This is a genomic window from Pseudomonas endophytica (genome assembly GCF_001411475.1).
Classification (GTDB): Bacteria; Pseudomonadota; Gammaproteobacteria; order Pseudomonadales; family Pseudomonadaceae; genus Aquipseudomonas; species Aquipseudomonas endophytica.
The window spans coordinates 98,320-111,647 of the sequence record NZ_LLWH01000176.1 but is presented as its reverse complement, the minus strand read 5'-3'; the positions used below and the strand labels follow the sequence as shown (position 1 = coordinate 111,647).

Genomic DNA, 13,328 nt, shown 5'->3' with positions numbered 1-13,328 from the left:
CGACACATATGAAAGTACGCCACAGTGCCTTCTTGGAACTCTTCGTCCACTAATAATGGCTCCGGCAAGGCCAGTGGTCCCTCCTCCATATAGACCCGCAGCGCCTCCCACTCGCTAACCGCCAAACTTAAATGGCCAACGTTCAGCGTCAACCTTACAACTTCGCCACTGCTACTGTCGCGCAGCCCAATCATCAGCGAATAACTGTGCATAACGGCGTATTGGCTAACGGTGGTGCCAGCCGTGACACAGGCAATAACTTCTTCCCATGGGACGATTAATGGAGGTTCACCTTTTTGACGGACGTAAGCGACTTCGCGGCGTTGGCGGTTAAAGCGGACTGGTGGGACGGTGGTTATTTCGTGGATGCTTTGGTAAAGGGGAACGCCTGCCATAAGCATAAGAATCGCTATAATGCCCCATAAATAATAATTTGGTAACACTAGCTCTAGCAAAATCTCAAACACTGGTGAGCCATATTTAAAGTAGTCATGAACTCCCAAAAAAAAACCAACTAAAACAATGAAAACAATCATAAATATAACTAACCCAACAGAAGTTCTAATAGAGAACTCCAAACCACTAACACCATGAGCAAAATCTAAAAAAACATCATTGACTTCACGATGCATTCGCTGACCAGTAAATGCAGTTGATCCCGTTGGCAATGGTTTAGGCGCCAGATAAAACGCCTCTGCCCCGCTTTCAACCTCAAAATCTCCGGCATGAGGTAAGCGATTGTATTTAGAGTTATTCATCAAAACTCTCCACATTCAACTTATACCACTTTTCATCACTAGTACTTGAAATATCTACAACATTCCTAATCGAATGCTCAACTGTCCTTGCGCCCAAAGGAATACGGTACCTAAGAAACATCTCCTTAGATTTTAACGGTGAAAAGGCCAACTCTGGTTGCACCGAAACTCTGATCATCAACACTGACTCCACACGACTCCACTCAGGAGGAAGGTTTAATCTTAAAATTAGAGGCCCCTCTTGAACAAGGCGACACTCATTGGCTACAACTCCTCCAACATCGCTACAGCTTCCGCCTCTATCACGCCACAATTGCGCGGTTAAAAATATAGGACACTCACCCAAGTGCTGAACATTCACACCTGGGAATTCAAATATCAAAACTCTAGAACTATCCAACTTATCTTCTGACTGAACTATGCCTTTATCAGTAATTATCGGCAGCAAAGTTGCCTCAGCTAAAGACTGAGCATGCTCTGGCCAACTCCAAGCTTTCTGATTCACCCCCCAACAACAATTTATTAACCAGCGCTGATGATCATCAAGATTGTTATAGTTATAAATAACTTCTCCGCCCACACTCAAAACTGTAAAACCTAGCCCCCAAGGAGTTAACTTTGCTGCATAGACTAAATAACGAGTCCCCCCTAACATCCAAGCAGTGTTAAAAGCTTTAACTCCTGAACCAAGTGAAGCCAAAACAATACGCGCCTCAGATATAGCCTTGATTGCCACCATCCCTGTTACCACTGTATTACCTGAATCACCGGTCAGCCCTATTAAAGCACCTGCCTTTTCCCCGCCATTACCTGTACGAATGGCACCTATCCATTTATTAAAATTATTTAAAGAGGTACCTATTGCCCCCACAAAAGCCAAAGGCGATATAAGCGTCCCTAGCCCTAAACCCAACTTCCCAATTTTCACAGCCAAAAGCATTCCACTAGCATTATTACTACGAACCTGAATGACATTAAATGCCTTGGTAATGATTGAAATATGCACACTTTGATAGACAGATAACGCAGACGAGGCTACGCCCGCTATAGCACCAAAAATAACTGTAAATTCTTTAAGACCTCGCTCGCCTTTTTGCTTCTCCCATTCCCCCCAAGCCTCCCCCAATGTCTTCGCCTGCCAAAACATCAACGCTAACGGCAGCAATCCCCCCTTAAACGCAGTAATACCCGCCCGCCCTTCGCCATATCCGCCTTTAATCCCAGAGCGCAATCGGTCCATCTCGTCATTCAAATAAGCTTGCTGCTGCGGATCCAATTTAAATTTAACGCCAATAAACCCGGCCGACTCACTGGCCGTCACCGTGAGGCTACGTTGAATCTTTTTAACCAATTCCCAACGCTCTTTTTTGGCGTTCATATGCAATTGATGAAATCGCTGCGCCTCATACCGAGCTATCTGCCGTTGCTCGTCACTGAGCATGCGCCGATTGCTGTCCCTGCGAGATACTTTAGCGTTGTGCTTGTAGGTATCTTCGTTCTTCAGCAATACGTGCAAGTTCGCGATACGGGTGTTGAATTGATGAATGTCCTGTTCACTGGCAACCCGTAAAGTTGCACCTTCATGCTCAAGCGCAATCAACCCCGCCAAACGATGCGCCCGGTTGCTGTAAGTGTTGTATTCACTCAACTGTGCTCTGAGGGTCGGGCTATTGAGGTCGTTTTGTAATTTGACCAGCCATTGCTCTGTTCGAAGGGCCGCCGCCGGGGAGTATGCGGCCTGAACCAACTGGCTGTTGAGCATCGCCTGCGGGCTCAGCGCTAGGCTGTTAGCCCAGTGTCGTCCCAATAGTGTCTGAACCTCAACCAAGCGCCCTTGCGCAGTGGCAATGTTTTCTTGGGCGTTACGCTTGTCATCCAACAACTTGATGACATCGCCCGCTTTACTGTTGATAAACGCCCAGTCCAAGCGGCTGCTAAACGCTGGCAAGATGTAATACGGGTGGGCATGTAAATACTCACCAACCGCTTCTAGGCTTTCATCGGTTCGGCACAGGTCACGTACGCAGTTGTATTCAGCGACCAGCGCAGCGTGAAGTTGATCTTCGTGCTGGGGATCGAAGTACCACAGACTTCGGTGGAGTTCGCCATGGGTAAATAGCCGCGTGCGATCTTGTGTGATGCGATCTAAGCGTGCAGTCCAACGTTTGATATGCACCCGCTCAGCTTCAAGATAGGCGCTCATTTCCTGATGCCGCACCAAATCATGAATACCGCGCGAGCCTAGGCCTCGACCTTGAAGTGCTGCATCGCCGTTGTCTTGCAGTGCTTCAATATCGTTTTCCAGCTCGTCGTACAGCGGCGCTCCGAGCGCTTCGTGCATGGCTTTCTTTTTATCGTTCATCGCTTGTCGAGCAAGCCGGTTACTAGCGTTGAACCCATGACCCGGATAAGAGGCTTTTTCCGGGCTGGCGCTACTAGGCATACCTTTAAGCGTATTCCGCGCATTTAAGTAGTCGTATATCGCCTCACGTTGCTGCTCTGTGGTTTTCTCAAACAGCTTGTTGCTAACACCTGCGTTCGCCGCGCTTTGGTCGTTAAGCACTATCAGGGTTTCGATGTAACTGCCCACTAAGTATTTGAGTTCCTGTTTCTCCTTGGCCACCCATTCATCGATCCAATCTACGACCGTATCTTGTTCCTGAGCCAAATCCCGCATCACACCTAATGTGTCGTTAAACACTAAGTACAGATGGTCGTACTCATAAGCGGCTAGCATTTGCCGTTTTACCGCTGCCATGTGGGTCTTTTTAAACAGCGGCTGGTCTTCCCACGAATAGTCCTGGTTCTCTTGCGAATGCATGCCCTCTATTGCGGTTTCGCTTGAGGCTGTCTCGGACACTTCGGCCAGCCACTGTTTTGCTTGAACGGCGGTGAGTAAATGCTGCCCACCTTTGAGGCAGTCAGCTTGACTCAAGTCGACGACTTGCATGAAGTGATCGCGCTCGTCATGGCTGCCGATCATTTTTGAGCATTTGTAGGCTGTCCATTGCACTTCGCTGTAAGCAATATGCAAGGTGGCCAAACGCGAGAACAGCAAGGCTTTTTGCGTGTCCATGCCTTGTCGCTGGTCTTGGTTGACTTCGGTGCCCTGCCATACAAATTGAGTGACTTCGCCGTTTTGGACGCGGTACTCATGCAAGTAGCCGCTGCTGTTATCGATCACGTACAACCAACCATCACGCAGCAGACGAATGCCCAGCGGGCGCGACGCAAGCTGGTAAGGCATCGCCAACGCAACCGCTGGATCAAGTCGTTCGACCAATCCATAACGCAGTGGCAGTAATTGCACCTTGGTTCTGCGTAGCGGGCAAACACCCAAGGCCGACTTAGCGTCACTGCGACTCAGATCAATGTGGTTTGGGTTACTCATGCACGGCTCCCTTGAGCGTAATACTTCGCCGGTAGGCCAGCTCGGCAGCTTTTTCGATACGCTGCGAAGGCGTCAGCATCGAGGGTTGATTGATCAAGGTTGCGATGTCAGGGTGCTGCTCTAGCGCGTCGTCGCCCAATAACAGAAAAACATTGGTATACAAACAAATGTCCTGATTGCTGGTGAAACCGCAGGCGTAAGCCTTGTCAGCCCATTTACGCACCCACTGCCAGCGAACATCGCTCGCCCCATTTGCTCCATAGCTAGAGAATTTTTCCCGCACATGCTTTTCCAGCACCTTGAGGGTGCTGCGAAAACTCACTTCGTCGAGCATGGCTTGCTGAGCCTCGCACAAGGCATACGGTTGTTGAGGCAATGGACGCTGTTCGTTACTGGGACGGGTGTGGTGTTGCCACGTGTTGTTGATCACATCTGGCAGAACCACGTGGTCAATCGGGCCGAACACTTCAAACTTTTGCGCAGTTGCGGCATGGCTAAAAATCGCCTGCATCACTGCTGGGTCAGCCACCCGCAACCAGACTTTCATGCCTTGAGGCTGATATTGAGCATTGAGCAATAAGCGCAAGTGAGTCATGACCTCGAAGGAACTCGCCTCGCTGAAAATCAAATAGCCCCATTCCTCAGCGGCATGGGCGAAGTAGCGATTAAGACCTGGGGTATTTGGCCCGTTGAGCGTGATCAAGCACGGTGATAGTTCGCTGCAAGGTGCCAATGGCGTATTGGCATACAGCACGTGTAAATCCGGCATGCCAAACCACTGGTAGGCTTGAGCCATCAGGTTTTTAACGCTCACTCCGTCGAGCAATAAATAAGCATGCGGCTGCCAAGGCAACTGCTTAGGCAGTGTTTCAAACGTCAGCATGAGGGTTTTCCTAATAGCGATTTTGCGCCAGCGCTTCGCACTGCGGGCAAGAAGGTTTGCCTTCGCTCAACGCCAACATTTGGGTTGAAGGGTCTAGCGCAACGCTTTGCATTGGCGCGACCTCCCCCGGCATTACTGGCACCGCAGGCATCCCCGGCACAGGAAACCCGCCCAGTAATATCGGGCAACTGGCGTAGATGCCTGCCGCACCGATCAGGACGTGCTGGCCGCCCGCCATTAGGGTGATGTTGGCGCCGGCTTGCAGGGTTACGCGCGCGCCTGCCTTGATGTGGACTTGCATTCCCGCTTCGGCCACTAGCGCACCGCCCACGAGGGTGTGGCTGCTGACTGCCACGGCCAGGTGATCGTTGGCGTTGAGCTGGACTTTGCGGTCAAGGCTGACGGTGCGGTGTTCTTGCGCTTGCATAACCGAGACGCTGTTGCCGGTGATGGTTTCTTCGCGCTTGCCATCCACCTGTAGGCGGCTGTCGTTTTTGATGTGGTGTTGCAGGTCGCGCTGGGCGTGGAGGTAGATGTGTTCTTGGCCTTTGCGGTCTTCGATGCGCAGTTCGTTGTAGCCGCTGCCACCGGGGGTACTACGGCTGCGTAAGACGCTTTGGGTGTTGTTGGCGGGCAGTGTGAGCGGGGGCGGATTGAGGCTGTTGGCTAGGCAGCCACTGATGATGGGTTGGTCCGGGTCGCCGTTTAAGTAACCCACCAGTACTTCCATGCCCACCCGGGGGATGGTCACCGCGCCGTGGTTGTCACCCGCCCAACTGGATGAGACGCGTAGCCAGCAACTGCTCTGATCGTCGTCGATAGCGCTGCGGTCCCAATGGAATTTGACCCGGACACGGCCGTATTCATCGCAGTGGATTTCTTCACCGGCCGGCCCGGTGACGCGGGCAGTTTGGCTGCCCAGTAGACGCGGTTTGGCAAAGACTGTTTGGGGGCGGTAGGTCACGTCCTCAGGCGTTGCATGAAAAGTGTTGCGGTAACCCTGGATAAAGTCGTCGGTTCCGATCTGCGATGCTGCACCGTTCTGTTCCTCCAACACTTGTGGCTGTTTGCCTTGGTGCTGGACGGCGGTTAGCAGCCAACCGCTGTTGAATGCCGAGTTGTTGTGCCCCGTCATCGGCAAAACGTGCCCTGTGCTCAGGCTCGGTTGATTACTGCAACCTTTGGCTTGGCGATAACCCGCTTGATGATGTTCCAAGGTGCGCTGGCTTTGCTGTTGGCCGTGGGCTATTTCGGTGAAGCGACCGGGATAGATGTAGTTTTCGAGTACGCGCTCGCTAAGTTCCGGGTTGCTGTCTGCTTGCAGCGTGCGGCTAGCGTGCTGAAAATCGTAATCGCGGCGTACCGTGCGATTAGTACTGGCTTGCAGGCGCAGTTCGAAGTGGTCGATTGATGGCTCTGAGGCGACCATGCCGGTACTTTGCACGTAGGGTGTCGGTTGCTTGAGCGCAGCAAATGCGTGTTGCTTATCACCGAAAACCAAATGATGGCCGTCCGGCGAATGCCGAAAGTGGTAGTGAAAACCTTCCTCAAAACACAGACGCTGAATAAAGCGCAGATCGGACTCAGCGTATTGCACGCAATATTCCCGCGGCGTGTAGGACGAGAACGAATTGAAAGAATAGGCATTGCCGAGAATACCGTGCTCTTCGAGTATGACCTCGATGATCTGCTGCACCGTCAGGTGCTGAAAAATGCGCTGGTTGGTGCGGTAGGCCAGGTTGGCTAGGTGTGGCTGCAAGGTCAGGCGATAGTGGGTCAGGCGGCTGCCGGGGCTGCTAAGGCCGATACTGGAAATCTGCCCATGGACACCTTTGCCCTGCGTATCAAACGCTAGAAACGCGGGCTGATGCAGCAATGCGTCGAGGTCTAGATCAGACTGCTCGCTGACCAGTTCAAGGTCAAAGGCATAAGGCGTGCTGATGGCTTCATTGCCCGTGAAGGCCAGAACCTGTAGACCGTGTTTGGCACCGTTGATCGTCAGGCTAAACAGGTTGTTGTGGGCTGATAGGGCCATCCGTGAATCCTCCCCGAAATAAAGGCAGGAACGCTAACGGATGAACATCAATCCACGCTGTAGGAGGCGTCTGAAATAAATTAGAGAAATCACTCTGAGCTGCCGCAGGCTGCGATCTTTTGATCTTAAAAAGATCGCAGCCTGCGGCAGCTCCTACGTTTAGGGTGTCGTACGCCAACGCTCGGCGGCGGCTTCATCGCTGGCCCGCCCTGCGACCCAGCGCGGGCCGGCTGCGGTCTGTGCGTTCTTCCAGAACGGGGCGCGGGTTTTCAGGTAGTCCATCACAAAGGCGCAGGCATCAAATGCCGCTTGGCGATGGGCACTGACCACGCCCACGAACACGATCGGCTCGCCCGGTTCCAGCGCTCCCACCCGATGCACAACGTTAAGGCCCAGTAACGGCCAGCGCTGTTGCGCTTCAAGCACAATTTTGGCCAAGGCTTTTTCAGTCATGCCGGGGTAGTGTTCCAAGAACATTCCAGCGACTTCGTGTCCGTCATTGAAGTCGCGCACGTAACCCACAAAGCTCACCACCGCGCCCACGCCCAAATTGGCCGCATGCAGTGCGTTGACCTCAGCGCCCGGATCAAAGGCGCCCGCTTGCACGCGAATGGTCATGGTTAGCCTCCTGTCACAGGCGGGAAAAAGGCCACGACATCGCCATCATTCAGCGGTTCGTCGAGCTTGCACAGCTCTTCATTGCGCGCGCACATCAGATTAGCTTCAGCCAGTACCTGCCAAGCCTCGCCACGTTTAAGCAAGTGATCTCGCAGGTGTGAGACGCAGGCAAATTCGCCTTCAACTGACTCACTGTCTAGCGCTAGCGCTTCACGGTAGCGCGCAAAAAATTGCACGGTGAGTTTCATAACGCATGCGCCTGAAAGTGACCGCTTTTACCGCCGAGTTTCTCAACTACGCGGACGTTTTCAACGATCATGCCGCGGTCGACCGCCTTACACATATCGTAAATAGTCAGGGCCGCGACACTGGCTGCGGTCAGGGCTTCCATCTCAACCCCGGTCTGCCCGGACAGCTTGCAACGCGCGACGATCAACACCGCGTCGGCGCCTTGGGCGCTGATTTCAACTTTGACGCTAGTCAGCATCAGCGGATGGCACAGCGGGATTAAATCCGAGGTTTTCTTAGCCGCCTGAATCCCGGCAATCCGCGCCACCGCGAACACGTCGCCCTTGGGGTGGTCGCCGTTAACGATCATGTCCAGGGTGTCAGCACGCATGCGCACCACGGCTTGTGCCACAGCCTCACGGGAGGTCACCGCTTTGTCGGTGACATCAACCATATTGGCGCGGCCTTGGGCATCTAAATGAGTTAGCACAGGGAATTCTCCAAACAAGAGCTGCCAGTGTAAGCCCGAGGTTCGATTTTGCCCACGTGTGCAACGGCCATCAACGGACTCATGCCGCCAAAACGAAACCGGGCGGCTCAAGGGCCGCCCGGGTCTGGTGAAGCATCCACCGTTACAGATGGGACTCTGCGTATTCCGCCAGAATCGAACGAGGCACGCCTTGCAGGGCGATATGCACGCCGTTGGGGAAGTCTTTGAAACGCTCCGTCAAGTAAGTCAGCCCCGAACTGGTCGCTGACAGATAAGGCGTGTCAATCTGCGCCAAGTTGCCTAAGCACACCACTTTAGAGCCTGCGCCCGCACGGGTGATGATGGTTTTCATCTGGTGCGGTGTGAGGTTCTGGCACTCGTCTATCAAGATCAAGCTTTGCTGGAAACTACGCCCCCGGATGTAGTTCAGCGATTTGAACTGCAAAGGCACTTTGCTGAGGATGTAATCGACACTGCCATGGGTGTTTTCATCATCCATGTGCAGCGCTTCAAGGTTGTCGGTGATAGCGCCCAACCAAGGCTCCATCTTCTCGGCTTCGGTGCCCGGCAAGAAGCCGATCTCTTGATCCAAACCTTGCACACTGCGGGTACAGATAATCCGCCGATAGTGTTTGCTGACCATGGTTTGTTCAATCGCCGCGGCCAACGCCAGAATCGTTTTACCCGAACCCGCCGCACCCGACAGGTTCACCAGATGAATATCTGGATCCAGCAAAGCAAACAGCGCCAACCCTTGGTAAATATCCCGTGGTTTTAAGCCCCACGCCTCTTGATGCAGTAAGGGCTCTTGGTGCATGTCGAGGATCAGCAGATGGTCCTTGCGCACCTCTTTGATCCAGCCCACAAAACCTTGCTCATCGAGGATGAACTCATTGATGTGCACCGCTGGCAGGTGTTCATTCATTTGCACCTGATGCCAAGTGCGGCCGTGCCCTTGACGGGTTTCGACTTTGCTGACGCGATCCCAGAACGAACCGGTCATGGTGTGATAGCCGCGTGACAGCATCGACACATCGTCAACCAGTTGGTCGGTGCTGTAATCCTCAGACTCAACCCCACAGGCTCGCGCCTTGAGTCGCATGTTGATGTCTTTGGTCACCAGCACTACGTTCAAACCTGGATCACGGGCGTGCAAGTCAACCAGTTGGTTGATGATGATGTTGTCATTGAGGTTTTCAGGGAGCAGCGCATTAGGCTCACTGCGCCGGTTCATCAGGATAGAAAGAAAACCCTTAGGGCCACTTTTGCCGCGCTGAATCGGCACACCCTTTTCAACATCTTCAGGAGAGGCCGCGCCCAAGGTTTGGTCAATCAATCGAATGGCCTGGCGGCACTCGGCTGCCACCAGTTGCTTGCCGGTTTTAAGTTTGTCGAGCTCTTCAAGCACCGTCATCGGGATTGCGACGTGATGTTCCTCGAAGTTAAGCAATGCATTGGGATCGTGAATCAGAACATTGGTATCGAGTACATAAAGGATTGGCTGGTTGGAAGAAGGAGTGCGTCCGTGATCATCCATACTCGGTCACCTTTGTGGGAGCCATTCGACGCAATACCTCAACAGTGCTGCGCCTCGATGTGACTGCCGAACTCATCTGTTTCTGTCAGATGAGTGCCCTGCCCAAAGGGGCTGGAAAGACGCCACCTGTGTTGCAGGTTTCGGCGGTCTGTCTTCGTAATACTCCAAATCGTGTGACAAAAAAAAGTATTTTTACCGTTTGGGGTATTTATTTTTTCTGACTGATGAATAGCCTTGGCGACCGGTGAAATTACAACTAGGCTCAGGAATTAACTGACTCAACGCCCCAGCTTTTAATCAGCCACTCGCCTGTTTTAAACGTCATAAACACTCCATCGAAATCTCAATCGAAAACGCAAGAACCCTCTTACAGACAGCCGGGATGACACCTACCCGTTCTTCTTTTGCGCAGCACTAAGCTTCATTGCGCACAGGCCAATTACGGCCTGTAACACTCTGTTTATGCCAAAGGAAAGCGTATGACCCCTATCTCCAAAACCCTGGAACAGCTGCTGCTCGACATCTACCAGGACGGCAGCGTGTCAGTCACTGAATACCGCCAGCTTCGCGACAACGCCGACGCGCGTATGGAGGCCGTCATTCGAGAGTTTGGCCAGCACAACAACATCACCGCGTTCCAAAAAGCGATGGATGTCGCCATGCAACTGTTACAGCTATCGGTCATGGACGCGAAAAAAGCCAAGCTGAGTGATACCGGCGAAGCCATCGTCAAAGATGCCGTCGTGTCCCAGGTTGAATACCTTCGGGTCGGTGCAGACCTAGCCTTGCGCTTGCTGTAAACGCCCTATCACAGCGTCCACTCTCATGAGGTGGACGCTTAAATTACGGCGAACCCAACACCTCACAATCTTCCCAACCTAGCCCACTCTGTGCGGTTGCTTCCAATAACCAAGGCAACGCGCTGCGCACCTTGTCTTGGTTGTCATGAAAGACAATCACACCATGACGCCAGAGCAGCATTAGGCTTAATACACGGTGGGCTGATTGCTCCGCCGTGAGGCTTCCCGTTAAATCCTGCGAGTCAATGCTCCATAGCGCCACCCGCAACCCTTGAGCCTTAAAAAACGCACCACTGTCTGCCCGACGCTGGCCATATGGCGGTCGAAACAGCGGTACGAAGTTCTGCGCCAAGGTTTGTTTTACTAATGCGGTGCTGCGCAGCACCGAATCCTGCCAAGGTTGCCAATGACTGTGCGCCCGGTACTCCCAACCCTGCACGCCCACGCATTGCCCTTTGTACAATGCCCTCAGCGCCTGCTCTGAGGTTTTATCCAAGCGTGCTTGCAGGCGATTGCCCAAAACAAAAAACGTCGCGCTTATGGACTGTTTGCGCAGATAGTCGGTAAGCCAATCAGTGGTTGATGTCGGGCCGCTATCGAAGGTCAGCATAAATAGCCGGTCATGCATGTTTTGGCCATTGAATTCATGATCACCCAGTAGCTCTACTTCGCTGCTGATATTCGGAGAAAGCGCGACCATACGTAATTGTTCATCGAGGTAGCGACGGTGAAACTCGGCACTCGGCTCGGCCCATTTCACGTAGAAGGAATCATCGGCCACGGCGAACTTGCCCGCTTGCTCACGTAGGCTGCTCAGGTCATCGACGTAGTAACAAAAAGAAGCATCTTGATCACAGCTTTGCAGGGCAATCGTGTAATTGGCCAGCAGACGCTGCCATAAGCGCTGACGAAACGTCTCAATCGCGTCCATGTTAATGACCTTGAGGCCCAGGCGCTTTTTAAGAGCGCTCTCATCCAGCCCCTCACTGATTAGCAAAGCGTGGGCGAACGCTAGAGTTTCGGCACGCGAGGCAACGTCAAACAAGGCTGGGCTATTCAGCGGTTCTGGCCATGTGTTGCGATCCAGCGTTGCCGGGGCATTGGGCGCTGCGACGACGCCCAGACAGACCAGCCAGGCCGACAGAAAAAGTGCTACACGCACAGAGCTATCTCCGTATAAAAACTGCCTGCACTATAACCACAACGCGCTCCGGCTGTTCCAACCGCGTTGCCCCTATCACCACCATAGGTGGAGTCAACCCGCTCAACCCCCTAGAATCCTTCGGACGCTTAAAGGAGACGACCTCATGCTGATGGTGATTTCACCCGCTAAAACCCTCGACTACGAGACGCCGCCAGCGACTGCGCGTTTCACGTTGCCGCAGTATCTGGATCACTCACAAGAATTGATCGAACAACTGCGCACACTGAGCCCGCAACAAATTGGCGAGCTGATGCACTTATCCGACAAGCTTTCCGGCCTTAACGCTGCCCGCTTCGGCAGTTGGACCCCAGAGTTCACTCCCGAAAACGCTAAACAGGCGCTACTGGCTTTCAAAGGTGACGTTTATACCGGCCTGAATGCAGTGGACTTCAGCGAGGCAGATTTCGACTACGCTCAAACGCATCTGCGCATGCTCTCTGGACTTTATGGCTTACTGCGCCCACTGGATTTGATGCAACCGTATCGCTTGGAAATGGGCACCAAACTGGCCAACGCTCGCGGAAAGGATTTGTACGCGTTTTGGGGCACACGCATCAGCGAATGGTTGAATGAAGCACTGGCCGAACAAGGCGATGACGTACTGCTGAATCTGGCGTCCAACGAGTATTTCTCGGCGGTAAAAAAGTCAGCCCTGAATGCGCGCATCATCAACACTGAGTTCAAGGACATGAAAAACGGGCAGTACAAAATCATCAGTTTCTACGCCAAAAAAGCACGCGGCATGATGAGCCGTTTTGTGATCAAGGAGCGCATCAACAACCCTGCGGACCTTAAGCAGTTTGACGCTCAGGGCTACCGCTACAACGCTGAACAATCCAAACCCGATCTGCTGGTTTTCTTGCGTGACGAAGCGAGCGAGTAACCTCTGTTTCATGAGTTAGAGGGAGTGCCATGTTTGTCGGCGTATTACTGATTATTGCTTGGCTGCTACTGTTGCTGCGCTATCCGCGTAAGGCGTTCCCAGTGTCGTTGGCCGCGCTGGCAGGCTTGGCAATCGTCGCCGCGTCGGTGGCCTGGCTAGACAACCGTGAGGCAGAGCAATTGGCGCGACTGGAACTGCGGCTTGTCTACGACCCGGCCCAATGCCCCGCCGATCGCCCACTGCAACTCAGGCTGCAAAACGGCAATGATGTACCCTTGACCGAGCTTGCTTGGCGAATTGCTGCGTACGCGCCAGGCGACACGGTTAACTTGGCTGACAACCAATACACGGCTCCGCGCTATCGTGGCCCCGGCGAACTGCAAGCGGGTGCTTCATGGCAAGACTGCCTGCCGATACCGCCGCTGCGCACGGGGTATCGCGCGCAAAACTTAGAATTTCGCGCTGAGCGCCTACAAGGCAGCTTCTCCAACTAAGGATTTT

At 53.2% G+C, this 13,328-nt stretch carries 12 protein-coding genes; 3 read left to right on the top strand and 9 right to left on the bottom strand.

What is annotated here, in order from left to right; translation table 11 throughout:
* The 8 genes from AQS70_RS14535 to AQS70_RS14500 all read right to left on the bottom strand — a co-directional run.
* The coding region (locus tag AQS70_RS14535) for a DUF6708 domain-containing protein (RefSeq protein WP_055103464.1) at positions 1 to 758 on the bottom strand (758 nt) is incomplete at its 3' end.
* Positions 751 to 4,149, bottom strand: a complete 3,399-nt coding sequence (locus tag AQS70_RS14530) for a toxin VasX (RefSeq protein ID WP_055103463.1) — start codon at positions 4,147 to 4,149, stop codon at positions 751 to 753. The genes AQS70_RS14530 and AQS70_RS14535, both read right to left, overlap by 8 nt.
* Positions 4,142 to 5,032, bottom strand: coding sequence for a DUF4123 domain-containing protein (locus tag AQS70_RS14525; protein WP_055103462.1), 891 nt, complete (start codon positions 5,030 to 5,032; stop codon positions 4,142 to 4,144). Before AQS70_RS14525 ends, AQS70_RS14530 begins: the two co-directional genes overlap by 8 nt.
* Positions 5,033 to 5,042: 10 nt before the next feature.
* A complete protein-coding gene (locus AQS70_RS14520; RefSeq protein ID WP_055103461.1) occupies positions 5,043 to 7,067 on the bottom strand; it encodes a type VI secretion system Vgr family protein in 2,025 nt (674 codons plus the stop codon).
* Positions 7,068 to 7,226: 159 nt separating this feature from the next.
* On the bottom strand, positions 7,227 to 7,685 hold the full coding sequence (moaE, locus tag AQS70_RS14515; RefSeq protein WP_055103460.1) for a molybdopterin synthase catalytic subunit MoaE: 459 nt from the start codon (positions 7,683 to 7,685) through the stop codon (positions 7,227 to 7,229).
* A gap of 2 nt (positions 7,686 to 7,687) precedes the next feature.
* Positions 7,688 to 7,933, bottom strand: a complete 246-nt coding sequence (locus AQS70_RS14510; protein ID WP_055103459.1) for a MoaD/ThiS family protein — start codon at positions 7,931 to 7,933, stop codon at positions 7,688 to 7,690.
* The gene (gene moaC, locus AQS70_RS14505; protein WP_055103458.1) at positions 7,930 to 8,403 is read right to left on the bottom strand and encodes a cyclic pyranopterin monophosphate synthase MoaC; all 474 of its coding nucleotides are present in this window, start codon (positions 8,401 to 8,403) and stop codon (positions 7,930 to 7,932) included. Before moaC ends, AQS70_RS14510 begins: the two co-directional genes overlap by 4 nt.
* Positions 8,404 to 8,545: 142 nt before the next feature.
* Complete coding sequence (locus AQS70_RS14500; RefSeq protein ID WP_055103457.1) at positions 8,546 to 9,940, bottom strand: PhoH family protein; 1,395 nt, start codon at positions 9,938 to 9,940, stop codon at positions 8,546 to 8,548.
* Positions 9,941 to 10,419: 479 nt separating this feature from the next.
* Here AQS70_RS14500 and AQS70_RS14495 point away from each other — a divergent pair, with 479 nt between their 5' ends.
* Positions 10,420 to 10,740, top strand: a complete 321-nt coding sequence (locus tag AQS70_RS14495) for a hypothetical protein (RefSeq protein WP_055103456.1) — start codon at positions 10,420 to 10,422, stop codon at positions 10,738 to 10,740.
* 43 nt (positions 10,741 to 10,783) lie between these two features.
* Here the strand turns inward: AQS70_RS14495 and AQS70_RS14490 are convergent, their stop codons facing one another.
* The gene (locus AQS70_RS14490; RefSeq protein WP_055103455.1) at positions 10,784 to 11,902 is read right to left on the bottom strand and encodes a polysaccharide deacetylase family protein; all 1,119 of its coding nucleotides are present in this window, start codon (positions 11,900 to 11,902) and stop codon (positions 10,784 to 10,786) included.
* 145 nt (positions 11,903 to 12,047) lie between these two features.
* Here AQS70_RS14490 and yaaA point away from each other — a divergent pair, with 145 nt between their 5' ends.
* Positions 12,048 to 12,827: a peroxide stress protein YaaA gene (gene yaaA / locus AQS70_RS14485; protein ID WP_055103454.1), complete on the top strand. Its 780-nt coding sequence runs from the start codon at positions 12,048 to 12,050 to the stop codon at positions 12,825 to 12,827.
* Between the two features lie 29 nt (positions 12,828 to 12,856).
* Positions 12,857 to 13,321 (top strand): hypothetical protein, encoded by a 465-nt coding sequence (locus tag AQS70_RS14480; RefSeq protein ID WP_055103453.1) that lies wholly within the window; start codon positions 12,857 to 12,859, stop codon positions 13,319 to 13,321.
* Positions 13,322 to 13,328 lie beyond the last annotated feature (7 nt).

Excerpts from the sequence above, each read along its gene's own strand:
- AQS70_RS14530 (WP_055103463.1), bottom strand. The coding sequence starts at position 4,149 with ATGAGTAACCCAAACCACATTGATCTGAGTCGCAGTGACGCTAAGTCG.
- AQS70_RS14525 (WP_055103462.1), bottom strand. The coding sequence starts at position 5,032 with ATGCTGACGTTTGAAACACTGCCTAAGCAGTTGCCTTGGCAGCCGCAT.
- AQS70_RS14520 (WP_055103461.1), bottom strand. The coding sequence starts at position 7,067 with ATGGCCCTATCAGCCCACAACAACCTGTTTAGCCTGACGATCAACGGT.
- moaE (WP_055103460.1), bottom strand. The coding sequence starts at position 7,685 with ATGACCATTCGCGTGCAAGCGGGCGCCTTTGATCCGGGCGCTGAGGTC.
- AQS70_RS14510 (WP_055103459.1), bottom strand. The coding sequence starts at position 7,933 with ATGAAACTCACCGTGCAATTTTTTGCGCGCTACCGTGAAGCGCTAGCG.
- AQS70_RS14500 (WP_055103457.1), bottom strand. The coding sequence starts at position 9,940 with ATGGATGATCACGGACGCACTCCTTCTTCCAACCAGCCAATCCTTTAT.
- AQS70_RS14495 (WP_055103456.1), top strand. The coding sequence starts at position 10,420 with ATGACCCCTATCTCCAAAACCCTGGAACAGCTGCTGCTCGACATCTAC.
- yaaA (WP_055103454.1), top strand. The coding sequence starts at position 12,048 with ATGCTGATGGTGATTTCACCCGCTAAAACCCTCGACTACGAGACGCCG.
- AQS70_RS14480 (WP_055103453.1), top strand. The coding sequence starts at position 12,857 with ATGTTTGTCGGCGTATTACTGATTATTGCTTGGCTGCTACTGTTGCTG.